Here is a 19,233-nt window from a genome sequence, read left to right as displayed (position 1 = left end):
ATCGTCATAGACGGTTGCCGATAGGATGGAGCGGCGCGATGACCCAGGAACTTCAGGAGGACTTCGCCGATCCGGCGTTCCAGGCCGATCCCCACCCCGTGTACGCCCGATGGCGCGCGACCACCCCGGTCCGCCGCGTCCGGCTCCCCAGCGGAGTGACCGCCTGGCTGGTGACCCGGTACGAGGACGCCCGCCAGGCCCTCACCGACCCGCGGCTGTCCAAGGCCCGCCCGGTCGGACAGGCCACCGACCGCGCCCTGCCACCGATGATCAACGCCGCCATCTCCCGGCACATGCTCTCGGCCGATCCGCCCGACCACACCCGGTTGCGCCGCCTGGTCGCCGGGGCCTTCACCGCCCGGCGCATCGAGGCGCTGCGCCCCCGGATCGAGGAGATCACCGAGGAACTGCTGGCAGCGATGGCCGGCCAGGAGCAGGTCGACCTGATCGACGCGTTCGCGTTCCCGTTGCCGATCCAGGTCATCTGCGAGCTGCTCGGGGTGCCGGCGGCCGACCGCGACTCCTTCCGCACCTGGTCGAACACCATCGTGGCCGGCTCGGCAAGCCGCGAGCAGCTGCCCGGCGCGATGCAGGCGATGGTCGCCTACATCCGCCGGCTGATCGCCGAGCGGCGCGCGCATCCCGGCGACGACCTGCTGTCCGGCCTGATCGGCGTCCGCGACGAGCAGGACCGGCTGTCCGAGGACGAGCTGTCCTCGATGGTCTTCCTGCTGCTCATCGCCGGTCACGAGACCACGGTCAACCTGATCGGCAACGGCTCCTGGCTGCTGCTCGACCGGCGCGAGCGGTGGGACCGGCTGCGCGCCGAACCGGCGTTGCTGCCCGGCGCGATCGAGGAGTTCCTGCGCTTCGAGGGGCCGGTCGAGACCGCCACCTTCCGCGTCGCGACCGAGGACCTGGAGATCGGCGGCACCACCGTCCACGCGGGCGACGCGGTGCTGGTGGCGCTGCTCGCGGCCGACCGCGACGAGGGCCGGTTCCCGGACGCCGACGAGCTGCGGCTGGACCGCACCCAGAATCCGCACCTCGCCTTCGGCCACGGCATCCACTACTGCATCGGGGCGCCGCTGGCCCGGCTGGAGGCCCAGGTCGCCTTCGGCAAGCTGCTGGCCCGCTTCCCGCAGCTGCGACTGGCGGCGCCGGCCGGCGAGCTGACCTGGCGCCCGGGTCTCATCATGCGCGGACTGCAGAGCCTGCCCGTCGTCCCGGGCCCCGCCGATCAGACGGCCGCCTCGCTCAACCGCTGAGCGAGCACGCGTTGGCCAGGTCGCCCGATTCCGGGCGGGCCACCGTGTGGCTGGGCGCGGGTACGGCCCGGTGCTCGGTCCAGCCGGTCAGCGCCGTGAACGCGGTACGGAAACACGGCAGGATCGGGCGCAGCCGGTCGGGATAGGCGTCGTACAGGCCGTCGACGTGGTTGCCGCCCTCGATGCGGTAGTAGCGGAACATCCGGTCGCGGTGCCGGTCGCGGACCATGGCGGCGTACACGTCGGAGTCCTCGGTGATCGGCAGCAGCGTGTCCAGGGTGCCGTGCAGGGTGATCAGCGGGCGCTGGATCCGCCCGGTCAGGGCGATCCGGGCGATCGCCGCGCGCACCCCCGCGGGCCGGGTCGCGTAGTCATAGTCGGCGTCGCAGGCCGGCGTGCCCGAGGCGCAGAACGGCGTGCCCGCCTCAGCCGGGCCGTCGTAGCCGGGGTCGAGCTCCTCGCGGTAGATGCGCTGGGTCAGGTCCCAGTAGACCCGGTAGTGGTAGTCCCAGAGGAACTCCGAGCCCGGTGCGAAACCGGCGGCCAGGATCTCGGCCTCGGCCTGCCGGGGGTAAGCCCGCAGCGCCGGCGGCAGGAACGTCAGCAGGCTGGGCTTGGCCGGGTGCCACAGCGTGCCCTCCCAGTCGACGCCGCCGTCGAAGAGCTCCGGGTGGTTCTCCAGTTGCCAGCGCACCAGGTAGCCGCCGTTGGACAAGCCCGCCGCGTACGTGCGCCGGGGCTGGTGGCCGTACCGCTGCTTGACCGCGGCCCGGGCGGCCCGGGTCAGCTGGGTCACCCGCTGGTTCCATTCCACGATGGCGTCGCCGGGGCGGAGGCCGTCGCGGTAGAACGTGGCGCCGACGTTGCCCTTGTCGGTGGCGGCGAACGCGTAGCCCTGGGCCAGCACCCAGTCGCTGATCGCGAAGTCGTTGGCGTACTGCTCGCGTACCCCGGGTGAGCCGGCCACGACCAGCCCGCCGTTCCAGCGGTCCGGCAGCCGGAGCACGAACTGCGCGTCGTGGTTCCAGCCGCGGGTCGTGTTGCCGGTCGAGGTGTCCGGGAAGTAGCCGTCGATCTGGACGCCGGGCACGCCGCTGGGGTTGCGGGCCCCGGCCGGGGTCAGCCCGGCCCAGTCGGCCGGGTCGGTGTGGCCGGAAGCCACGGTGCCCGCGGTGGTGAGGTCGCTCAGGCAAGCGGCCTGCTGACGTTCCGCGCCGGGCACGGTGGGTGCGGCGCAACCGGCCCCGGCGGCGGGCGCCGGGGACAAGGCTATGACGAGTACGGCGGCCAGAAATGAAGGGAGCATGCCGTCATGCTCCGACGCGCCCGTTGCCGGGACCATGGGCTCGGACCACACTGTTGACCGGCCGGTTGTGGGTGCCGGGACCGCCGCTGCCCAGCCGGTGCAGGCGCAGCGCCAGTTGCAGTTCCAGGCTGCGGTCGGGGCGCTGCCACTCCGCGCCGAGCACCTGGGCGATCCGGGCGATCCGCTGGGTCACCGTGTTGACGTGCACGTGCAGCACCTCGGCCGCCCGTACGGCGTTGGCCCCGGCGTCGAAGTAGGACTCCAGGGTCTGGACCAGGGCGGTGCCGCGCCGGCGGTCGTAGTCCAGCAGCGCGCCGATGGTGTCGGTGACGAAGGAGCCGACGTCGCGGTCCGCGCCGACCAGCAGCCCGACGAAGCCCAGCTCGGCGGCGCTGGCGCCGTCGCCGGCGCGGCCCAGCGCCAGCAGCGCCGAGGCGCAGCGCTGCGCCTCGGCGTAGGCCTCGGGGACGCGCTGCGGGCCGTCGACCGGTCCCGCCCCTCCCCCGGTCACCGGTACGCCCAGATAGGCACCCAGTTCACGGGCCATCCGCCGGGCGGCGTCGCCGGGATGGTCGCCGCCGACCAGCAGGGTCACGTTGTCCTCGCGCTGCGCGGCCAGCCCGCCGCAGGCCGCGGCGTGCGCGGAGCTCCACTGGGCAGCGCGTTCCCGCTGGCGGGGCGGGCAGGTCAGCACCACCAGTACATGCGCGGCGTCCAGGTCGACGCCCAGCCTCCGGGCCCGCTGCCGGACCGTCACGGGGTCCTCGACGCCGCGGCTGAGCAGGTCCTCGAGGAGCTCGCCGCGGACCCGGCCCTCGGCCTGCGCGAGGCTGCGCCGGAACAGCAGCAGCAGGGAGGTGACCACGCCCGCGCGTTCCAGGATCCGGGTGTCGGTCTCGCTGAGCTCCCCGGGCGCGTGCAACACCAGGGTGCACAGGGCCTCGCTGCCGGCGCCGGCGGCCAGCACCCAGTGCTCACCGTGGCGGGTGGCCCGGCCGAGCCCGTTGCCGGCCCCGGCCGTACCGGCGAGCGAGGCGACCTCGGCGATGGCCCCGACGGCGGCCAGGCAGTGCCCGTCGGCGTCGAGGATGGCCAGCTCGCCACCGAGCACCTCGGCCACCACGCCGGCCAGGTCGTCCAGGTCGCCGCCGCGCAGGATCACCTCGGTCATCCGGTCGTGCGCCTCGGCCGCGCGTTCCAGCGAGTCGCTGTGCCGCCGGACGACGGTGTTGACGGCGCCCAGCTCCTCCAGGGCGGCCCGGGTCTCGCCGAGCAGGCGGGTGTTGTCCAGGGCCACCGAGGCGTGCGCGGCCAGCGAGCCCAGCAGCGTCACCTCCTGGCGGGTGAACGGGCGCGCGCTGCGGTTGGCCGCGAACAGCACCCCCAGCACCCGGGTGCCCAGCCGCATCGGCACCCCGAGGATCGCGACCAGGCCCTCCTCATTGACCCCGCCGTCGATCTCGTCGAGGTGCTGGAAGCGGGCGTCGGCGCTGTAGTCGGCGGTGACGTACGGCGCGGCGGTCTGCGCGACCAGGCCGCCGAGCCCGGCCCCGAGCGGCAGCCGCAGCTGCTGGAAGCGGGCCGACACCGAGCCGTAGGTGACCCGCATGTACGTGTCGCCGCGCTCCTCGTCGTTGAGGGTCATGTAGGCGACGTCGGCGTCCAGCAGCTCGCGGGCCCGCCGCACGATCGCCTCCAGCACCGCGTCGATCTCACGCAGCGTGGCCAGGTCACCGACGGTGTCGACCAGCGCGCTGAGCTCGGCCTCGCGCCGGCGCCGCCGTTCCAGCAGGGCCCGGACCTGCAGGGCGAGCGCCTTCAGCTCGTCAAGCTCGGCCAGCTCCCGCGCCGGACGGCCCTGGGCGCGGGCCTCCAGCAGCGGCCGCTCGAACTCGACGGCCGCCGCCTCCCGCAGCAGCAGCTCCAGGAACGCGCTGCTCAATGCGCTGTCCATCCGCCGTCCATGACCATCGAGGCGCCGGTGATGAAGGAGGCCGGCGGCGAGCACAGGTAGGCCACCAGCTCGGCCACCTCCTCGGGTTCGACCAGCCGCTTGAGGGCGACCGGCGCCAACATGACCTCCTCGACGACCTGGGTCTCGTTCATGCCGTGGCTGGCGGCCTGGGCGGCGATCTGCGCCTCGACCAGCGGCGTACGCACGTACGAGGGGTTGACGCAGTTGGACGTGACCCCGTGCGGCGCCCCCTCCAGCGCGATCACCTTGGACAGGCCCTCCAGCCCGTGCTTGGCCGACACGTACGCCGCCTTGTACGGCGAGGCGCGCAGCCCGTGCACCGAGGACACGTTGACGATGCGGCCCCAGCCCTGCGCGTACATGTGCGGCAGGCACCGGCGCACCAGCCGGAAGGGCGCCTCCAGCATGAGCCGCAGGATCAGCGAGAAGGTCTCCGTCGGGAACTCGTGCAGCGGCGCGACGTGCTGCAGCCCGGCGTTGTTGATCACGATGTCGACGGCCGGGTTCAGCCGGTCGACGGCGGCCAGGTCGGACAGGTCCACCGTCTCGGCGCTGCCGCCGATCTCCGCGGCGACCCGGGCGGCCGCGTCGCCGTCGCGGTCCAGCACGATCACCCGGGCGCCGGCCCGGGCCAGCCGTTCGGCGCAGGCCCGGCCGATGCCGCCGGCCCCGCCGGTGACCACGGCGGTGCGCCCGGCCAGGACCTCGTGCGGGACGCTCAGCCCCTGGGCGATGGTGTCCATGATTCCTCTTCGCGGGTGGTCGTGGACGGGACGGGTACCGCCTCGGCGGGGTCAGGCTCGGGCGGCTTTCTCCGGCGGCGCAGGGCCCGGTCGGCGGCCGCACCCAGCTGCCGGGCGCCGCCCCACAGGCCCTGCCGGAAGAGCAGCACCACCAGGACGAAGACCGTGCCGGTGACGATGCCGATGCCGTCGAAGCCGGAGGTGGACAGGTAGTCCTCGAGCTGCACCACCAGCGCGGCCCCCAGGGTGCTGCCCCACAGCGAGCCGATGCCGCCGAGCACGACCATCATCACGGCCTTGCCGGAGGTGGTCCAGTTGACCTCCTGCAGTGAGGCGAAGCCGTGGCTGATCGCGAACAGGCCGCCGGCCAGCCCGGACAGCGCCGCGGAGAGCACGAAGGCCAGCAGCTTGTACCGCTCCACCGGGTAGCCGATGGCCCGGGCCCGGGCCGGGTTGTCCCGGATGGCCACCAGCACGTGCCCGAACGGCGAGTGCACGATGCGCCACAGTCCCCACAGCGCGAGCAGCACGATGGGAAGCCCGGCGTAGTAGAAGACGAACGGGTCGCTGAGGTCGAGACCGAGCAGTTCGCGCGGGATGCCCTGCAACCCGTTCTCGCCGCCGGTGACCGAGCGCCACTGGTTGGCCACGAAGTAGATCATCTGGGCGAAGGCCAGGGTGACCATCGCGAAGTAGATGCCGCTGTTGCGCACGCACAGGTAGCCGATCGGCACCGCCAGCGCCGCTGCCAGCACCGCACCGCCCAGCACGGCCACCGGGAACGGCAGTCCGCTGTGGATCGCGATCAGACCCGCGGCGTAGGCCGAGGTGCCCCAGAACGCGGCGTGGCCGAAGGAGAGCAGGCCGGTGTAGCCGAGCAGCAGGTCCAGGGCCGCGGCGAACAACGCCCAGCAGGCGATGTCCATGGCCACCGGCGGATAGATCAGCCAGGGCAGGGCCAGCGCCACCAGCAGACCGGCAGCGAGCAACACGTAGCGCAGCGGGCGGCGGCCGGCCGGCTCGGTGTGGCGCAGGAACATCCGGATCACGTGCGGGCCTCCTCGCGGCCGAACAGCCCGGCGGGACGCCACAGCAGCACCCCGGCCATGATGATGAAGATCAGCGTCTGGGACAGCGCGGGGACGTAGAGGTTGCCCAGCGACTGCACCAGGCCGATGCCGAAGCCGGCCAGCACCGAGCCGAAGACCGAGCCCAGCCCGCCGATCACCACCACGGCGAACACCGCGATGATCAGGTCGGCGCCCATCAGCGGGTTGACCGCCCGCATCGGCGCCGCCAGCACACCGGCCAGCCCGGCCAGGGCCACCCCGAAGGCGAAGACCGGGGTGACCCAGCGACCCACGTTCACCCCGAGCGCCCGGGTCAGCTCCGGGCGCTCGGTGGCGGCCCGCACCACCATGCCGACCCGGGTCCGGGTCAGGATCAGCCAGACCGCGACGCAGAGCAGGACGGCCGCGGCGAGCACGAAGACCTGGTACGCCGGGTAGTCGAACAGGCCCAGGTTCAGCGAGCCGGACAGCTCCGCGGGGCGCGGGTACGGCTGGGACTGCACGCCGTACTCGCGCTTGACCGCGTCCTGCAGGACCAGCGTCAGCCCGAAGGTCAGCAGGAAGTTGTAGAGCGGGTCGAACGGGACAAGCCGCCGGATGAGGGTCCGTTCCAGCAGGGCGCCGAGCAGGAACAGCACCGTCGGGATGAGGATCAGCGCGACCCAGAACGGCACGCCGAACTCGGCGAGAGCGATGTAGGCGCCGAACGCGCCCAGCATGAAGAACGCGCCGTGGGCGAAGTTGACCACGCCCAGCATCCCGAAGATGACCGCCAGCCCCAGCGCCAGCAGCGCGTAGAAGCCGCCGCTGACCAGCCCGTTGAAGCACTGCTGGAGGAAGCCGCTCACAGCGTGCAGCCGCCCGCGCCGGCCGGCCGGAACGCCTCCGCGGCCGGGATGGTGCGCAGGATCTTCTCGTAGTCCCAGTCGGTTTTGACCTCGCTCTTCGGCTTCACCTCGGCCAGGTAGACGTCGTGGATGACCCGGTGGTCCTCGGCGCGCACGGTGGCGTTGCGAGCGAACACGTCGTCGTACTGGTAGCCCTCGAGCTTGCCCACGACGGCGTCGGACGCGTCGGTCCCGGCCCGCTGCACCGCCTCCAGGTACTGCAGCGCGGCCGAGTAGTTGGCGGCGTGCGCGAACGACGGCCGGGTCTGGGTCTTCGCGGTGAACTTGTCGGCCCACTGCCGGTTGCGGTCGTCGAAGTTCCAGTACCAGGCGTCGGTGAAGGTGGTGCCGGCGAACGCGTCCGGGCCCAGCGAGTGGATGTCGGTGATGAACATCAGGCCGACCGACAGCTTGATGCCCTTCTCCCGCAGCTTGAACTCGTTGTACTGCTTGACCAGGTTGACCAGGTCACCACCGGCCTGCATGGTGCCCAGCACGTCGGGCTTGGGGTTCATCCCGGGCGCCTTGAGCAGGAAGGTGGAGAAGTTGTCGTTCGGGAACGGCGTCGGGTCCTTGGTCAGCACCTTGCCCCCGGCCGCGGTGATCGCGGCGGAGAACGACTTCTCCATGTCCTGCCCGAAGGCGTAGTCCGGGTACACGATGTACCAGTTCTTGCCGCCCTCCTTGGTCACCGCCGAGCCGGTGCCGTTGGCGAGCATGAACGTGTCGTACGCGTAATGGAAGGTGTACTTGTTGCACTGCTTGCCGGTCAGCTCGGTGGTGGCGGCGCCGATGTTGAAATAGAGCTTCTTCTTGGCCTTGGCCACGTTGGCCACCGCGAGCGCCGCCGACGAGGTGGGCACGTCGAGGATGATGTCGGCCTGCTGCCGGTCGTAGAGCTCCTGGGCCTTGGAGTTGGCGATGTCCGGCTTGTTCTGGTGGTCCGCGGTGACGACCTCGATGTCCTTGGTCAGCGCCTGGTCGCCGTACTTGGTCTGGAAGTCGGCGACGGCCATCCGGACCGCCTCGACGCTGTTGCGGCCGGAGAGGTCGGCGTAGACGCCGGACTGGTCGTTGAGGACAGCCAGCACGATCTTGCCACCGCTGACCTTGTCGTCGCTGCCACCGCTCGGGCCGCCGCGACCGCAGCCGGCGACGAGCAGCGTGCCGGTGGCGAGGACGGCGGTCAGCGCCCGGATCGTTCTCATGGGGGTCTCCTTAGATGCCGAGGTAGGCGAGAAGTTCGTGTTCGCGCTCGCGGACCGCGCCGTTGTCGAGGGTCTCGACCACCCGGCCCTCGGCCAGCAGGTGGTGGCGGTCGGCCACGGTGGTCGCGAAGTGCAGGTTCTGCTCGATGAGCAGCACGGTGACGCCGGCCGCCTTGATCTCGCGCAGGATGTCGCCGATCTGCTGCACCAGCAGCGGCGACAGGCCCTCGGTGGGCTCGTCGCAGAGCAGCATCCGGGCGCCGCTGCGCAACACCCGGGCCAGCGCCAGCATCTGCTGCTCGCCGCCGGAGAGCTGGGTGCCCGCGAAACGCCGGCGCTCCCGCAGCACCGGGAACGTCTCGTAGATCCGGCCCAGCGACCACGGGTCGGGACCGACGACCGGCGGCAGCAGCAGGTTCTCCTCGACGCTGAGGGTCGCGTAGATGCCGCGGTCGTCCGGCACGTAACCGATGCCGGCCCGGGCCCGCCGGTGCGCGGGCCGGGTGCCGAAGGCGGCGTCGCCGTTGAGGCTGATGCGTCCGGTGCACTGCGGGTGCAGGCCCATGACGCAGCGCAGCAGGGTCGTCTTGCCGGCGCCGTTGCGCCCGACCAGCGTCACGATCTCGCCCTCGGCGACGACCAGGTTCACGTCGCGCAGCACCTGCGCCTCGCCGTACCAGGCGTCGAGGCCCTCAACGGTCAGCATGCGACTCTCCCAGGTAGGCGGTGATGACGCGGGGGTCGGCGCGGACCTCGGCGTAGCCGCCCTCGACCAGCACGGTGCCGCGTTGCAGCACGGTGACCCGGTCGGCCAGGTTCCGGACCACGCTCATGTTGTGCTCGACCAAAACGACGGTGCGGCCCGGGCGGATCCGGCGGATCAGCGCGATGGTGCGGTCGATGTCCTCGGCACCCATGCCCGCTGTGGGCTCGTCGAGCAGTAACACCCGCGGGTCCAGCGCCAGCGCCACGGCCAGCTCCAGGGCCCGCTTGCGCCCGTACGCCAGCGCGGCGGCGGGCACCTCGGCGGCGTCCGTGAGACCGACGTCGTCGAGCAGCTCCAGGGCCCGGTCCCGGAACCGGCCGAGCTGCCGTTCCGAGCGCCAGAACCGCCAGCCCAGCCCGGTGCGGGCCTGCAGCGCCAGCTCCACGTGCTCGCGGGCGGTGACCTGCGGGAACAGGGTGGTGATCTGGAACGAGCGGGCCACCCCGAGCCGGGCCACCCGCTCGGGCGGCAGCCCGGTGACGTCGGCGCCGTCCAGGGTGATCCGGCCGGCGCTGGGCCGCAGGAAGCCGGTGAGCAGGTTGAACAACGTGGACTTGCCGGCGCCGTTGGGGCCGACGAGGGCGTGCACGCTGTCCGGGGCGATGTCGAGGTCGACACCGTCGACGGCCCGGAACCCGCGGAACTGCTTGCCGAGCCCGCGGGCCTGGAGGATCGGCGGGGGCATCCTGACCTCCTCTGAGTGGGGGCGACGACCGCGGATCGGCGGTGCCCTGTGACGCAAGACACTATGGGCCGGATTCACGGCCAGCTATGTGGGCTCTGCACACAATCGACGGCCGTTTGCTGGCGACTTCCGCCATGCGGCGTCACCAGCCGTTCCGGGGTAAGTACAGACAGCGCCGCCAATTTGTGGTTCCGGCGCACATAGCCGGAGATCACTTGCGCGCTTACGGTGCCTCGCGAGGAGGAATCGTGGACAAGACAGTCACCAGTGCCGCCCGTGCGCTCGCCGACGTGCCGTCCGGCGCGAGCCTGGCCGTGGGCGGGTTCGGGCTCTGCGGCGTACCGGCGGAGCTGATCGACGCCCTGCTCGCGGGGCCGGCCACCGACCTGCGGGTGGTCTCCAACAACTGCGGCGTCGACGACGCGGGCCTGGGCCGGCTGCTCAGCGCCGGCCGCATCGCCCGGATGACCAGCTCGTACGTCGGCGAGAACAAGGAGTTCGCCCGGCGCTACCTCACCGGTGAGCTGGAGGTGGAGCTTGTCGCCCAGGGCACTCTGGCCGAGCGGCTGCGTGCCGGTGGCAGCGGCATCCCGGCCTTCTACACCCCGGCCGGCACGGGGACCCTGCTCGCCGACGGCGGCCTGCCCTGGCGCTACCGCGGTGACGGCTCGGTCGCCCTGGCCTCTCCCCCACGCGAGGTACGCGAGTTCGGCGGGCGCCCCTACCTGCTGGAGGAAGCCATCGTCTGCGATTTCGCGCTGGTCCGGGCGGCGGTGGGCGACCGCCACGGCAATCTGATCTTCCACGCGGCGGCCCGCAACTTCAACCCGCTGTGCGCCATGGCCGGGCGGATCACGGTGGCCGAGGTGGAGCGGCTGGCCGAGCCGGGCGAGCTGGATCCGGGCCGGGTCGACCTGCCGGGAATCTTTGTGCAACGGGTCGTCGCGGTCCGCGATCCCGGCGACAAGCGGATCGAGCGCCGGGCGACCCGCGCGGGAGGCCGGTGATGGCCTGGACGCGGGACGAGATGGCCGGGCGAGCGGCCCAGGAGCTGACCGACGGCCAGTACGTGAACCTCGGCATCGGACTGCCCACCCTGGTGCCCGCGCACGTGCGGCCGGGAGTGCACGTCGTGCTGCACTCCGAGAACGGCATCCTGGGCACCGGGCCCTACCCGTACGCCGGGCAGGAGGACCCCGACCTGATCAACGCGGGCAAGGAGACGGTCACCGTGCTCCCCGGGGCCGCGTTCTTCGACTCGGCCCTGTCGTTCGCGATGATCCGCGGCGGGCACCTGGACGTGGCGATCCTGGGCGGCATGCAGGTCTCGGCCGGCGGCGACCTGGCCAACTGGACCGTGCCCGGCAAGCTGGTCAAGGGCATGGGCGGGGCGATGGACCTGGTGCACGGGGCCGGCCGGATCATCGTGCTGATGGAGCACCGCAGCCGCGACGGCGCCGCCAAGCTCGTCGAACGCTGCACGTTGCCGCTCACCGGCCGCGGCGTCGTGCAGCGCGTCATCACCGATCTGGCGGTGCTCGACGTGACCCCGGCGGGCTTCGCACTGCGGGAGCTGGCGCCCGGGGCCACGCTGCCGCAGGTGCGCGCCGCCACGGACGCGCACCTGCTGGTCGATCAGCCGATCACCCAGTGACCCGGGCTCTGCTCGCACAGCTGGGTCGAGGTGAAGACGTTGTAGAGGCCCATCCGCTGGCCCGAGCCCTGCGCGTAGGCGTACCCGCCGCTGACGTACGCCCGGCCGGCCTGCACATGCGCGTAGTTGGTCGTGGTCACGCAGGCCGGGACCGGCGGCTCGGGCTCGCCGGGCCCGCCCCCGCCGGCGGCAAGGCCGAAGAACACCGCGTCCCGGTACGCCGAACAGATCGTGTCCAGGAAGTACGCGGCGGCCGTGCCACATTGCTCGGCCGCCGACCCGGGATCGACCGGAGTGCCGTGGCCCATGCCGGCCACCCGGTACAGCCGGACCTGGTCGGCGCCGTACACCTCCAGCGTGGTGCCGGCCGGCAGTGAGCTGGTCGAGGTGGGCTGCACCGGCACGCCCAGCACGTTGGTGAACTGGTCGCGCAGCTCCACGCCGTTGGCGGGCACCACGGTGTAGTCGGCCTGTCCCTGCCAGATCGCCACCCGCGGCCGCGCCCCGGCGTAACCCGGATAGGCCCCGCGGACGAGGTCACCCCACTGCGCGGGCGTCCGGTCCGGCGGCGTGTACTGGCACCCGCTGGCCTGGCTCAGCGAGGTGGCACACCGGTACGGCAGCCCGGCGACCACCGAACCGGCGGCGAACACGTCGGGATAGGTCGCGAGCATGACAGCGCTCATCGCCCCGCCCGCGGACAGCCCGGAGACGAAGACCCGCCCCCGGTCCAGGCCGTAGGCGGTCACGGCCCGGTCGACCATCTGCCGTACGGACAGAGCCTCGCCCTGGTCGCGGGCGGTGTCGCCGGCGGCGAACCAGTTGAAGCAGGAGCTGGAGTTGTTCGCGGTGCGCTGCTCGGGCAGCACCAGGGCGAACTTGGCCTGGTCGGCGAACTTGCGCCAGCCGGAGTTGGCGAAGTACCCGGCGGCGTTCTGGGTGCAGCCGTGCAGCAGGACGACCGCGGGGGAACCGGCCGGCAGGGCGTCGGGCCGGTAGACGTACATGGCCAGGTTGCCGGGGTTGGAGCCGAACGAGGTGACCGGTTCCAGGCCGGCGGCCAGGGCCGGTGCGGGGGCGGCCAGCCCCGCGACGGCAACGAGCAGGACGGTGACCAAACTGCGGCGGAGACGGCGGAGCGGACCCATCAGAGCCTCCACTCTTCGATGGTGGTCGATGTCGCCGACGTTACGGCCGTATGACAGACCTGTGACATGGCCACGACTCACACATCGCCGGGTGCTGGAGTGTGCGCTCAGTCCCGGGTCAGGCGGGGCAGCAGCGTCAGCGCCTCGGCCCGCAAGGTGTCCAGGGCGTCCGGGGCGCCGGCCAGGTGGCGCAGCAGCGCGTGCTGGAAGAGGCCGTCGAACATCGCGTACGCCGTCGCCGGCACGACGGTGGGCTCTTGGTCGCTGAGCTCGGCGTAGCGGCTCACCACCCGCCAGACCATCCGCTGCAGGCTGTCGTCGATCTCCAGCACGTCGGCGCGGAACGCCGGCTCGAACAGCGACTGCGAGCGCATGTCGTACCAGAGCCGGTGCAGGGTCGCGTCCTCGCCGGCCGTGACCGCCAGTGCCGCGGCGAAGCCCTCGGCCAGCTCGTCGGCGGTGGCCGAGGCGGCCAGGATCTCGTCGTAGCGCTGCACGCAGATCGCCTTGTAGTGCTTGACGCAGTGGATGATCAGATCCACCTTGTCGGCGAAGTAGTAGTGCAGCACGCCGTGCGAGAAGTCCGTGTTCTGAGCGATCTCGCGCAGGCTGGTGCGCGCGTAGCCCAGCTCGGCCAGCGTCTGCAGCGCCGCTGCGGCCAGCTGGTCGCGGCGCTGGGCGAACTTGTCGACCTGGCGCCGGGAGACCCGGTCCGCCTTCGGTGGCCCGGACGGGGTCGCCGTCCCGGCCGGCCGGTCGGTGTTCAGCGCGTTGGTCACCCGCCCATCCTCCCTGGCCGCAGTCCCGAGCGCGACCCGTTGACCATGGACGATACGCCGGCCCGCCACTTCTGGACAGTTGTCCAAGGATTTCTTGACACCCGTCCAGTTTTCTTCGTACGTTGTGACCTGCATCACGAGCCGCGGTGCACAGCGACGTGACCACAAGCGGAGGCAGGCATGACCTCAATCGATCTGAGCGGTAAGCGGGCGCTCGTGACCGGCGGTGCCCGGGGATTCGGGGCGGCCATCGCCCAGTCCCTGGCCGAGGCCGGCGCGGCGGTCATGATCGGCGACGTCCTGGAGGACCTCGGCCGCGAGACCGCCGAGCTGATCGCCAAGACCGGCGCGACCGCGGCCTTCACCCGGCTGGACATCACCGACGAGGCGTCCTGGCAGGCAGCGACCGCCACGACGGTCGCCGGCTTCGGCGGATTCGACATCCTGGTCAACAACGCCGGCGTCGAGGTCACCGCGCTGCTGGCCGACTTCGACCCGGCCGAGCTGTCCCGGATGCTCGAGGTCAACGTCGTCGGCACGGCCCTGGGCATCAAGCACGCCTTCCGCAGCATGCGGCCCGGCGGGACGGCCGGGCGGGGCGGCTCGATCGTCAACATCTCGTCGGTCGCGGCGACCATCGCCTTCCCCGGCATCGCCGGCTACTCGGCGTCCAAGTCGGCCGTCGACCGGCTGACCCGGGTGGCGGCCATGGAGTCCGGCAAGCTCGGTTACGGCGTACGGGTGAACTGCATCTATCCCGGTCTGGTCCCGACCGAGATGGGGGTGAAGCTCGCCGTCGACGTGACCGCGATCGGACTGTTCGCCAGCACCGACCACGCGATCGCCGCGGTCGTCGACCAGACCCCGATGGGCCGGCTCGGCGAGGCCCGCGAGATGGGCGACGTCGTGGTCTTCCTCTCCTCCGACGCGGCCCGGTTCATCACCGGCGCCGGCGTGCCCGTCGACGGCGGAATGGGGATGTGACCATGCGTCCTGTCGTGGTCTACGGCGCCTCCGGCTACACCGGACGGCTGATCTGCGAGTACCTGCGCGAGCTCAACCTGCCCTTCATCGCCGCCGGCCGCGACAAGGACCGGCTGCAGGAGGTACTGGACCGGGTGCCGGGCATCGAGACTGCCGACTACGAGGTGGCGGAGGTCGAGCATGAAGTCGGCGCCCTCACCGAGCTGTTCCGCGGCGCGAGCGTCGTGTGCAACACCGTCGGACCGTTCATCACGCTCGGCGACCCGGTGGCCGAGGCGGCGCTGGCCGCGGGCTGCCACTACCTGGACACCACCGGCGAGCAGGACTGGCTGCTGCACGCCAAGGAGAAGTGGGGCCGGCCGTACGCCGACGCGGGCCTGCTGATCTCCCCCGGGGTCGCGCAGATGTACACGACCGGCGAGATCGCCGCGAACCTGTGCCTCGAACATCCCGGCATGGACACCCTCGACATCCTGGTGCTGTGGGAAGGTGCGCCCACCATCGCGTCGACGCAGACCATCTTCGCGATCCTGGCCGCCGACTGGTTCCACCTGGCCGAGAACAAGTACGTGCAATGGGACCCGACGGCCCGCTTCGAGGTCACCGTGCCCGGCCGGCACGCCACCTCCCTGGCGCTGCCCTGGGGCGGCATGTGCCACCCGGTCTGGTTCGCCGACGACCCGCGCGTCGCCACCTGCCGGGCGATCGGCGGCGTCATGAACCGCGACGTCATGGAGGCGGTCGCGGCGACCACCATGATGGTGCAGGCCGAGATCAAGACCCTGCCGGCCGAGCAGCAGGGGCCCGCCCTCGCCGCGATCGCCGAGCAGTGGCAGACCGGCATGCCACCGCGGGAGAACCCACGCCTGAACACCTCGGTCGACTCCGTGTACGCCTCCGGCCCGCTGGGCCGCGCGCACTGCGTCATCCACGGCAACTCCAACTACAAGCAGACCGGCCTGCTGCAGGCCTGGGCCGCGCAGTCACTGGTCCAGCAGGCGCCCCGGCGGACCGGCCTGGCCTCGGCCTGCCAGGCGTTCGGGCACCGCGAGCTGCTCGGCGTGCTGCGCACGTTCGGACTGGTCCTCGAACCCGTCGTCACCGTCGCCCGCTGAGCTCCGCGATGGCTCTCGTCGACTACCTGGACAAGGGGGCCTCGCTCGGCCCCGGCGAGCCGTGCCTGGTCGCCGGGACCGAGACGATGACCTACGCCGAGGTCCAGCAACTGAGCCACCGGGTCGCCGGCGCCCTGCACCGCAGCGGGGTGCGCGCCGGCCAATCCGTGGCGATCCTGTCCGGCAACGACCCGGTGGCGTTCTCCGCGGTCTTCGGCATCTCCCGGCTGGGGGCGGTGTGGTGCCCGGTCAACCCGCGCAACGAGGCCGCGGAGAACAGGGCGTTGCTCGACCTCTTCGACTGCACGTGCCTGATCTTCCAGGCCGCGTACGCCCCGCTGGTCGAGAAGATCGCGCCGCTGCTGCCGAAGATCCGCGTCTACGTCTGCCTCGACGGTCCCACGCCCCTGGGCGTGACCTTCGCCGACTGGACCGCCGCTCCCCCAGTCTCCGCTCTTCCCTCGCCCTCGAACGCCGACACCGTGATGCTGGTCGGCACCGGGGGAACAACCGGCACGCCGAAGGGCGTCATGCTGACCGACCGCAACCTCGAGGCGATGTCGGCGATCACGCTGATGAGCTACCCGTTCAACGGCCGCCCGACGTACCTGGCCCTGGCCCCGCTGACCCACGCGGCCGGGGTGCTCTGCTTCCCGATCATGGCCCTGGGTGGCCGCATCGTCATCATGGCCCGCCCCGACGTCGGCGAATTCCTGCACCTGATCGAGGCGCAGCGGGTGACCCACACGTTCCTGCCACCGACGGTGATCTACCTGGCCCTGGCCCACCCGGACGTGCGCACGACAGACCTGAGAAGCCTGCAATGCTTCTGGTACGGGGCGGCGCCGATGTCGACGGCCCGGCTGACCGAGGCGATCGAGGTGTTCGGCCCGGTCATGGGCCAGCTCTTCGGCCAGTCCGAAGCCCCGATGATGATCTCGACGATGGCCCCGGCGGAGCATCTGCACCCGGGTGGCGGGCTGGCGGTGGACCGGCTCGGCTCGGCCGGGCACCCGTCGCCGCTGGTCACGGTGGCCATCATGGACGGTACGGGTGCCCTGCTGCCGCCGGGGGAACGCGGCGAGATCGTGGTCCGGGGGTCGCTGGTGATGCGCGGTTACTACAAGAACCCGGCGGCTACCGCTGAGGCCGGCGCGTACGGCTGGCACCACACCGGGGACATCGGCTACCTCGACTCGGACAATTACCTGTTCATCGTGGATCGGGCCAAGGACATGATCATCACGGGTGGGTACAACGTTTATTCGGCCGAGGTGGAGCAGGCACTGATGCACCACCCGGCGGTGTACGAGGCCGCGGTTATCGGGTTGCCGGATGACAAGTGGGGTGAGCGGGTTACCGCGGTCGTGCAGCCCTCCCCGGGGTTTTCGGTCGACCTGGCGGATGTCACGGCTTTTGTCAGGGAGCGGCTGGGCGGTGTCAAGGCGCCTAAGCAGATTGTGGTTTGGGAAGAGCTTCCTCGGTCCCGGGTCGGGAAGATTCTCAAGGGGGAGATTCGGGATCGGTTGTCTTCTGGTTCTTAGGGTTCTTGGTTTTCTTGCGGGTGGGCGGTTGGGGGCCGGGGTGACCAAGATCGGCTTGAGGAGCATTTATGCCGTTCTTGGTCACCCCGGCCCCCAACCTTGCATGGTTTCCTGTTCCGGCCGGGATTTTGGTTGCTCGCTGCTGGTTGCAGGGCTTCGTGGGTGATCCCCTTGCTGTTGGCGGTCTGGCTGCCGCGCTGTGGTCTTTGCAGGGGATTTTGTCGGGCAGGCCGGCCTTGGGTGGTGGGTCTTGCGGACGTACCTCGCCGGTTGCGGTCAGAGACTGGCGGGGGTAGCGGTCGGGTTGGGTGGCCTTGGCAGGAGGTCGGCCTGGCCGAGGTCGCCCTTTGCGACGTCGGCCTGGCCGAGGTCGCCCTTTTGCGATGGTGGACTGGCTGAGGTCGCCCTTTTGCGATGGTGGACTGGCTGAGGTCGCCCTTTTGCGATGGTGGACTGGCTGAGGTCGCCCTTTTGCGATGGTGGACTGGCTGAGGTCGCCCTTTTGCGATGGTGGACTGGATCGGCTCGTTCGGGATCAGCTCGTTTTGGATCGACTCGTTCTGGGTTTGCGCGTGGGATGCTGATTTGTCTGCGGGTTCTTGTTTGGAGCGTTTTTGCCGGCGAGGGGTGGCCCGCGGGGAGGATTGGTTGTGCCGAGGATCATGAGCGCAGGCGAGTTTCCGGTGTTGGCCTCGTGGGTTTCGTGGGCCGTGCTGGTGGCTGTTGTGGCCGGGTGTGAGGCCGGTCCTGCAGATCCGGGGGCTGTGGGCACGGTGGGCGTTGCGTCGGCTCGGGCCACTTCCGGGTGGGTTGCTGCGCGGGTGGATATCGGTGGGCGCAAGCTCAATCTCAACTGCCGGGGTGGCGGCTCGCCCGCGATTGTGTTCGAGAGTGGGTTGGGTGGGAATTTGGGGACGTGGTTCCAGACCGGCGTCGCTCATGCGTTTCCGGCCGTCCGGACCTGTGCTTATGACCGGGTGAACACGGGCACGAGTGATCGGGTGGCTGCGCGGCACACCGGCAAGGACAGTGTGGGTGACCTGCACGAGTTGCTCGATGTCGCCGCTGTGCCCGCGCCCTATGTTCTGGTCGGCCACTCGTTCGGCGGGCTGCTGGCGGCCATGTATGCCGGCACCTATCCCAGCCAGGTGGCAGGGCTCGTGCTGATCGATCCGTCCCTGCCTACTCAGGCCGAGCTTTACGATCTGATCCCCGAGCGGGAACGAGCCGCAGCGACGGCTGAAGAGGAGCAGAATCCCGAAAACGTGGACTTTGCCGACACGCTCGAGCAGGCGAAGTCACTCGTGCCGAAAGCCGTGGGCATCCCTGTGCTCCTCCTTGCCGCGACCAGCCTGGGCAACCTGCCATCGAGCTGGCCGGCGGCCGACATGCTGGCGGCCAGAAGGCGGGCTCTGCAGGAATTCATCGCACAATTTCCACGCGGCGAGCTGCGGTACGTCGAGTCCGGCCACTTCATCCAGACGGAGCAGCCCGAGCTTGTCATCAGCGAGATACAGCGAGTGCTCGACGCCGTGCGCTGATTCGTCCGCCTCGCTCAAGCCTCTGACGGCGGCGCAGCCTGGGGCTACGTGAGAAAGACGATTGCCGCCACGACGCAGCCCAATGTGCTGCCTGCTACCAGCATGATCGCTCCCGACCGCCACAGCTTTCCCTTGCGGCGCCAGATTCCGGTTTCCTTGCCGGCCCAGATGCGTTGGGCGCCGCGCGCGTCCCGGGAGACGATGCGGTGCACCAGGCCCATTCTCGTATGGTTGATCGCCGCCGCGTAGAAATAGAACAACACCGCGCCGGCCAGCAGGGAAGCCGCCGCCAGCAGGCCGAGCAGCTTCAGAATGACGGGTTCGTGGCTGAGCGGACGAGCGAGTTCCTTGGCGGCGAAGGCGACGGCAGCAACCGCAACGGTGGATATCAGTGTCACGTTCTTGGCGTCGTCGGCCGCGACAACGAGCAGGTTCACGATATAGGCCTGGCGTGACTCCGCGTCGACGGCGGGCGAGTCAGGGCCGAAGTCGGGAAGGTCGTCTTCCTCGTCCGTAGGAGCTCTCGTCACGCCGCCTCCTCTGTGGGACGTTTCCCGCTT

General features: G+C 71.0%; 16 protein-coding genes and 2 pseudogenes. 7 read left to right on the top strand and 11 right to left on the bottom strand.

Annotated features, from left to right (window positions below):
* Positions 1-38 precede the first annotated feature (38 nt).
* Positions 39-1,268: a cytochrome P450 family protein gene (locus ACQP2Y_RS19875; protein ID WP_433730364.1), complete on the top strand. Its 1,230-nt coding sequence runs from the start codon at positions 39-41 to the stop codon at positions 1,266-1,268.
* Here the strand turns inward: ACQP2Y_RS19875 and ACQP2Y_RS19870 are convergent.
* From ACQP2Y_RS19870 to ACQP2Y_RS19835, 8 genes and pseudogenes are all read right to left on the bottom strand, one after another.
* Positions 1,258-2,574 (bottom strand): alpha/beta hydrolase family protein, encoded by a 1,317-nt coding sequence (locus ACQP2Y_RS19870; protein WP_433730362.1) that lies wholly within the window; start codon positions 2,572-2,574, stop codon positions 1,258-1,260. The genes ACQP2Y_RS19875 and ACQP2Y_RS19870 overlap by 11 nt on opposite strands.
* Positions 2,575-2,665: 91 nt before the next feature.
* Positions 2,666-4,528: pseudogene (locus ACQP2Y_RS19865) on the bottom strand (helix-turn-helix domain-containing protein); the annotation flags it as partial.
* A complete protein-coding gene (locus ACQP2Y_RS19860) occupies positions 4,513-5,292 on the bottom strand; it encodes a 3-hydroxybutyrate dehydrogenase (RefSeq protein ID WP_433730360.1) in 780 nt (259 codons plus the stop codon). The pseudogene ACQP2Y_RS19865 and the gene ACQP2Y_RS19860, both read right to left, overlap by 16 nt.
* Before the next feature lie 104 nt (positions 5,293-5,396).
* Positions 5,397-6,332 (bottom strand): annotated as a pseudogene (locus ACQP2Y_RS19855) (branched-chain amino acid ABC transporter permease); the annotation flags it as partial.
* A gap of 5 nt (positions 6,333-6,337) precedes the next feature.
* Positions 6,338-7,210: a branched-chain amino acid ABC transporter permease gene (locus ACQP2Y_RS19850; protein WP_433730358.1), complete on the bottom strand. Its 873-nt coding sequence runs from the start codon at positions 7,208-7,210 to the stop codon at positions 6,338-6,340.
* Complete coding sequence (locus ACQP2Y_RS19845) at positions 7,207-8,457, bottom strand: ABC transporter substrate-binding protein (protein WP_433730355.1); 1,251 nt, start codon at positions 8,455-8,457, stop codon at positions 7,207-7,209. The genes ACQP2Y_RS19850 and ACQP2Y_RS19845 overlap by 4 nt, the downstream gene beginning before the upstream one ends.
* Positions 8,458-8,467: 10 nt before the next feature.
* Positions 8,468-9,163, bottom strand: a complete 696-nt coding sequence (locus tag ACQP2Y_RS19840; protein ID WP_433730353.1) for an ABC transporter ATP-binding protein — start codon at positions 9,161-9,163, stop codon at positions 8,468-8,470.
* The gene (locus tag ACQP2Y_RS19835; RefSeq protein ID WP_433730351.1) at positions 9,150-9,908 is read right to left on the bottom strand and encodes an ABC transporter ATP-binding protein; all 759 of its coding nucleotides are present in this window, start codon (positions 9,906-9,908) and stop codon (positions 9,150-9,152) included. The genes ACQP2Y_RS19840 and ACQP2Y_RS19835 overlap by 14 nt, the downstream gene beginning before the upstream one ends.
* 248 nt (positions 9,909-10,156) lie before the next feature.
* On the opposite strand from ACQP2Y_RS19835, the gene ACQP2Y_RS19830 reads away from it, so the two are divergent.
* Together ACQP2Y_RS19830 and ACQP2Y_RS19825 are read left to right on the top strand one after the other, a co-directional pair.
* A complete protein-coding gene (locus tag ACQP2Y_RS19830; protein ID WP_433730349.1) occupies positions 10,157-10,915 on the top strand; it encodes a CoA transferase subunit A in 759 nt (252 codons plus the stop codon).
* Entirely contained in the window at positions 10,915-11,562 is a 648-nt protein-coding gene (locus ACQP2Y_RS19825; protein WP_433730347.1) for a CoA transferase subunit B, read from the top strand. The genes ACQP2Y_RS19830 and ACQP2Y_RS19825 overlap by 1 nt, the downstream gene beginning before the upstream one ends.
* Here ACQP2Y_RS19825 and ACQP2Y_RS19820 read toward each other — a convergent pair.
* Together ACQP2Y_RS19820 and ACQP2Y_RS19815 are read right to left on the bottom strand one after the other, a co-directional pair.
* The gene (locus ACQP2Y_RS19820; protein ID WP_433730345.1) at positions 11,544-12,710 is read right to left on the bottom strand and encodes an extracellular catalytic domain type 1 short-chain-length polyhydroxyalkanoate depolymerase; all 1,167 of its coding nucleotides are present in this window, start codon (positions 12,708-12,710) and stop codon (positions 11,544-11,546) included. The genes ACQP2Y_RS19825 and ACQP2Y_RS19820 overlap by 19 nt on opposite strands.
* Before the next feature lie 107 nt (positions 12,711-12,817).
* The gene (locus ACQP2Y_RS19815; protein ID WP_433730343.1) at positions 12,818-13,489 is read right to left on the bottom strand and encodes a TetR/AcrR family transcriptional regulator; all 672 of its coding nucleotides are present in this window, start codon (positions 13,487-13,489) and stop codon (positions 12,818-12,820) included.
* A gap of 180 nt (positions 13,490-13,669) precedes the next feature.
* Between ACQP2Y_RS19815 and ACQP2Y_RS19810 the strand changes: the two genes are divergently transcribed.
* The 4 genes from ACQP2Y_RS19810 (at position 13,670) to ACQP2Y_RS19795 (ending at position 18,673) form a co-directional block, all read left to right on the top strand.
* Complete coding sequence (locus ACQP2Y_RS19810) at positions 13,670-14,473, top strand: SDR family NAD(P)-dependent oxidoreductase (RefSeq protein ID WP_433730341.1); 804 nt, start codon at positions 13,670-13,672, stop codon at positions 14,471-14,473.
* 2 nt (positions 14,474-14,475) lie between these two features.
* Positions 14,476-15,588, top strand: a complete 1,113-nt coding sequence (locus tag ACQP2Y_RS19805; RefSeq protein ID WP_433730339.1) for a DUF5938 domain-containing protein — start codon at positions 14,476-14,478, stop codon at positions 15,586-15,588.
* Between the two features lie 8 nt (positions 15,589-15,596).
* On the top strand, positions 15,597-17,132 hold the full coding sequence (locus tag ACQP2Y_RS19800; protein WP_433730337.1) for an AMP-binding protein: 1,536 nt from the start codon (positions 15,597-15,599) through the stop codon (positions 17,130-17,132).
* Positions 17,133-17,782: 650 nt separating this feature from the next.
* Entirely contained in the window at positions 17,783-18,673 is an 891-nt protein-coding gene (locus tag ACQP2Y_RS19795; RefSeq protein ID WP_433730335.1) for an alpha/beta fold hydrolase, read from the top strand.
* Positions 18,674-18,717: 44 nt separating this feature from the next.
* Here ACQP2Y_RS19795 and ACQP2Y_RS19790 read toward each other — a convergent pair whose 3' ends face one another.
* Complete coding sequence (locus ACQP2Y_RS19790; RefSeq protein ID WP_433730333.1) at positions 18,718-19,203, bottom strand: hypothetical protein; 486 nt, start codon at positions 19,201-19,203, stop codon at positions 18,718-18,720.
* Between the last annotated feature and the right edge of the window lie 30 nt (positions 19,204-19,233).

Origin of the sequence: Actinoplanes sp. CA-051413 (genome assembly GCF_050955795.1) — a bacterium.
In the GTDB taxonomy this organism is placed as follows: Bacteria; Actinomycetota; Actinomycetes; order Mycobacteriales; family Micromonosporaceae; genus Actinoplanes.
Note: the sequence above shows the minus strand (reverse complement) of the source record. Positions and strands in the feature narration are given on the sequence as shown.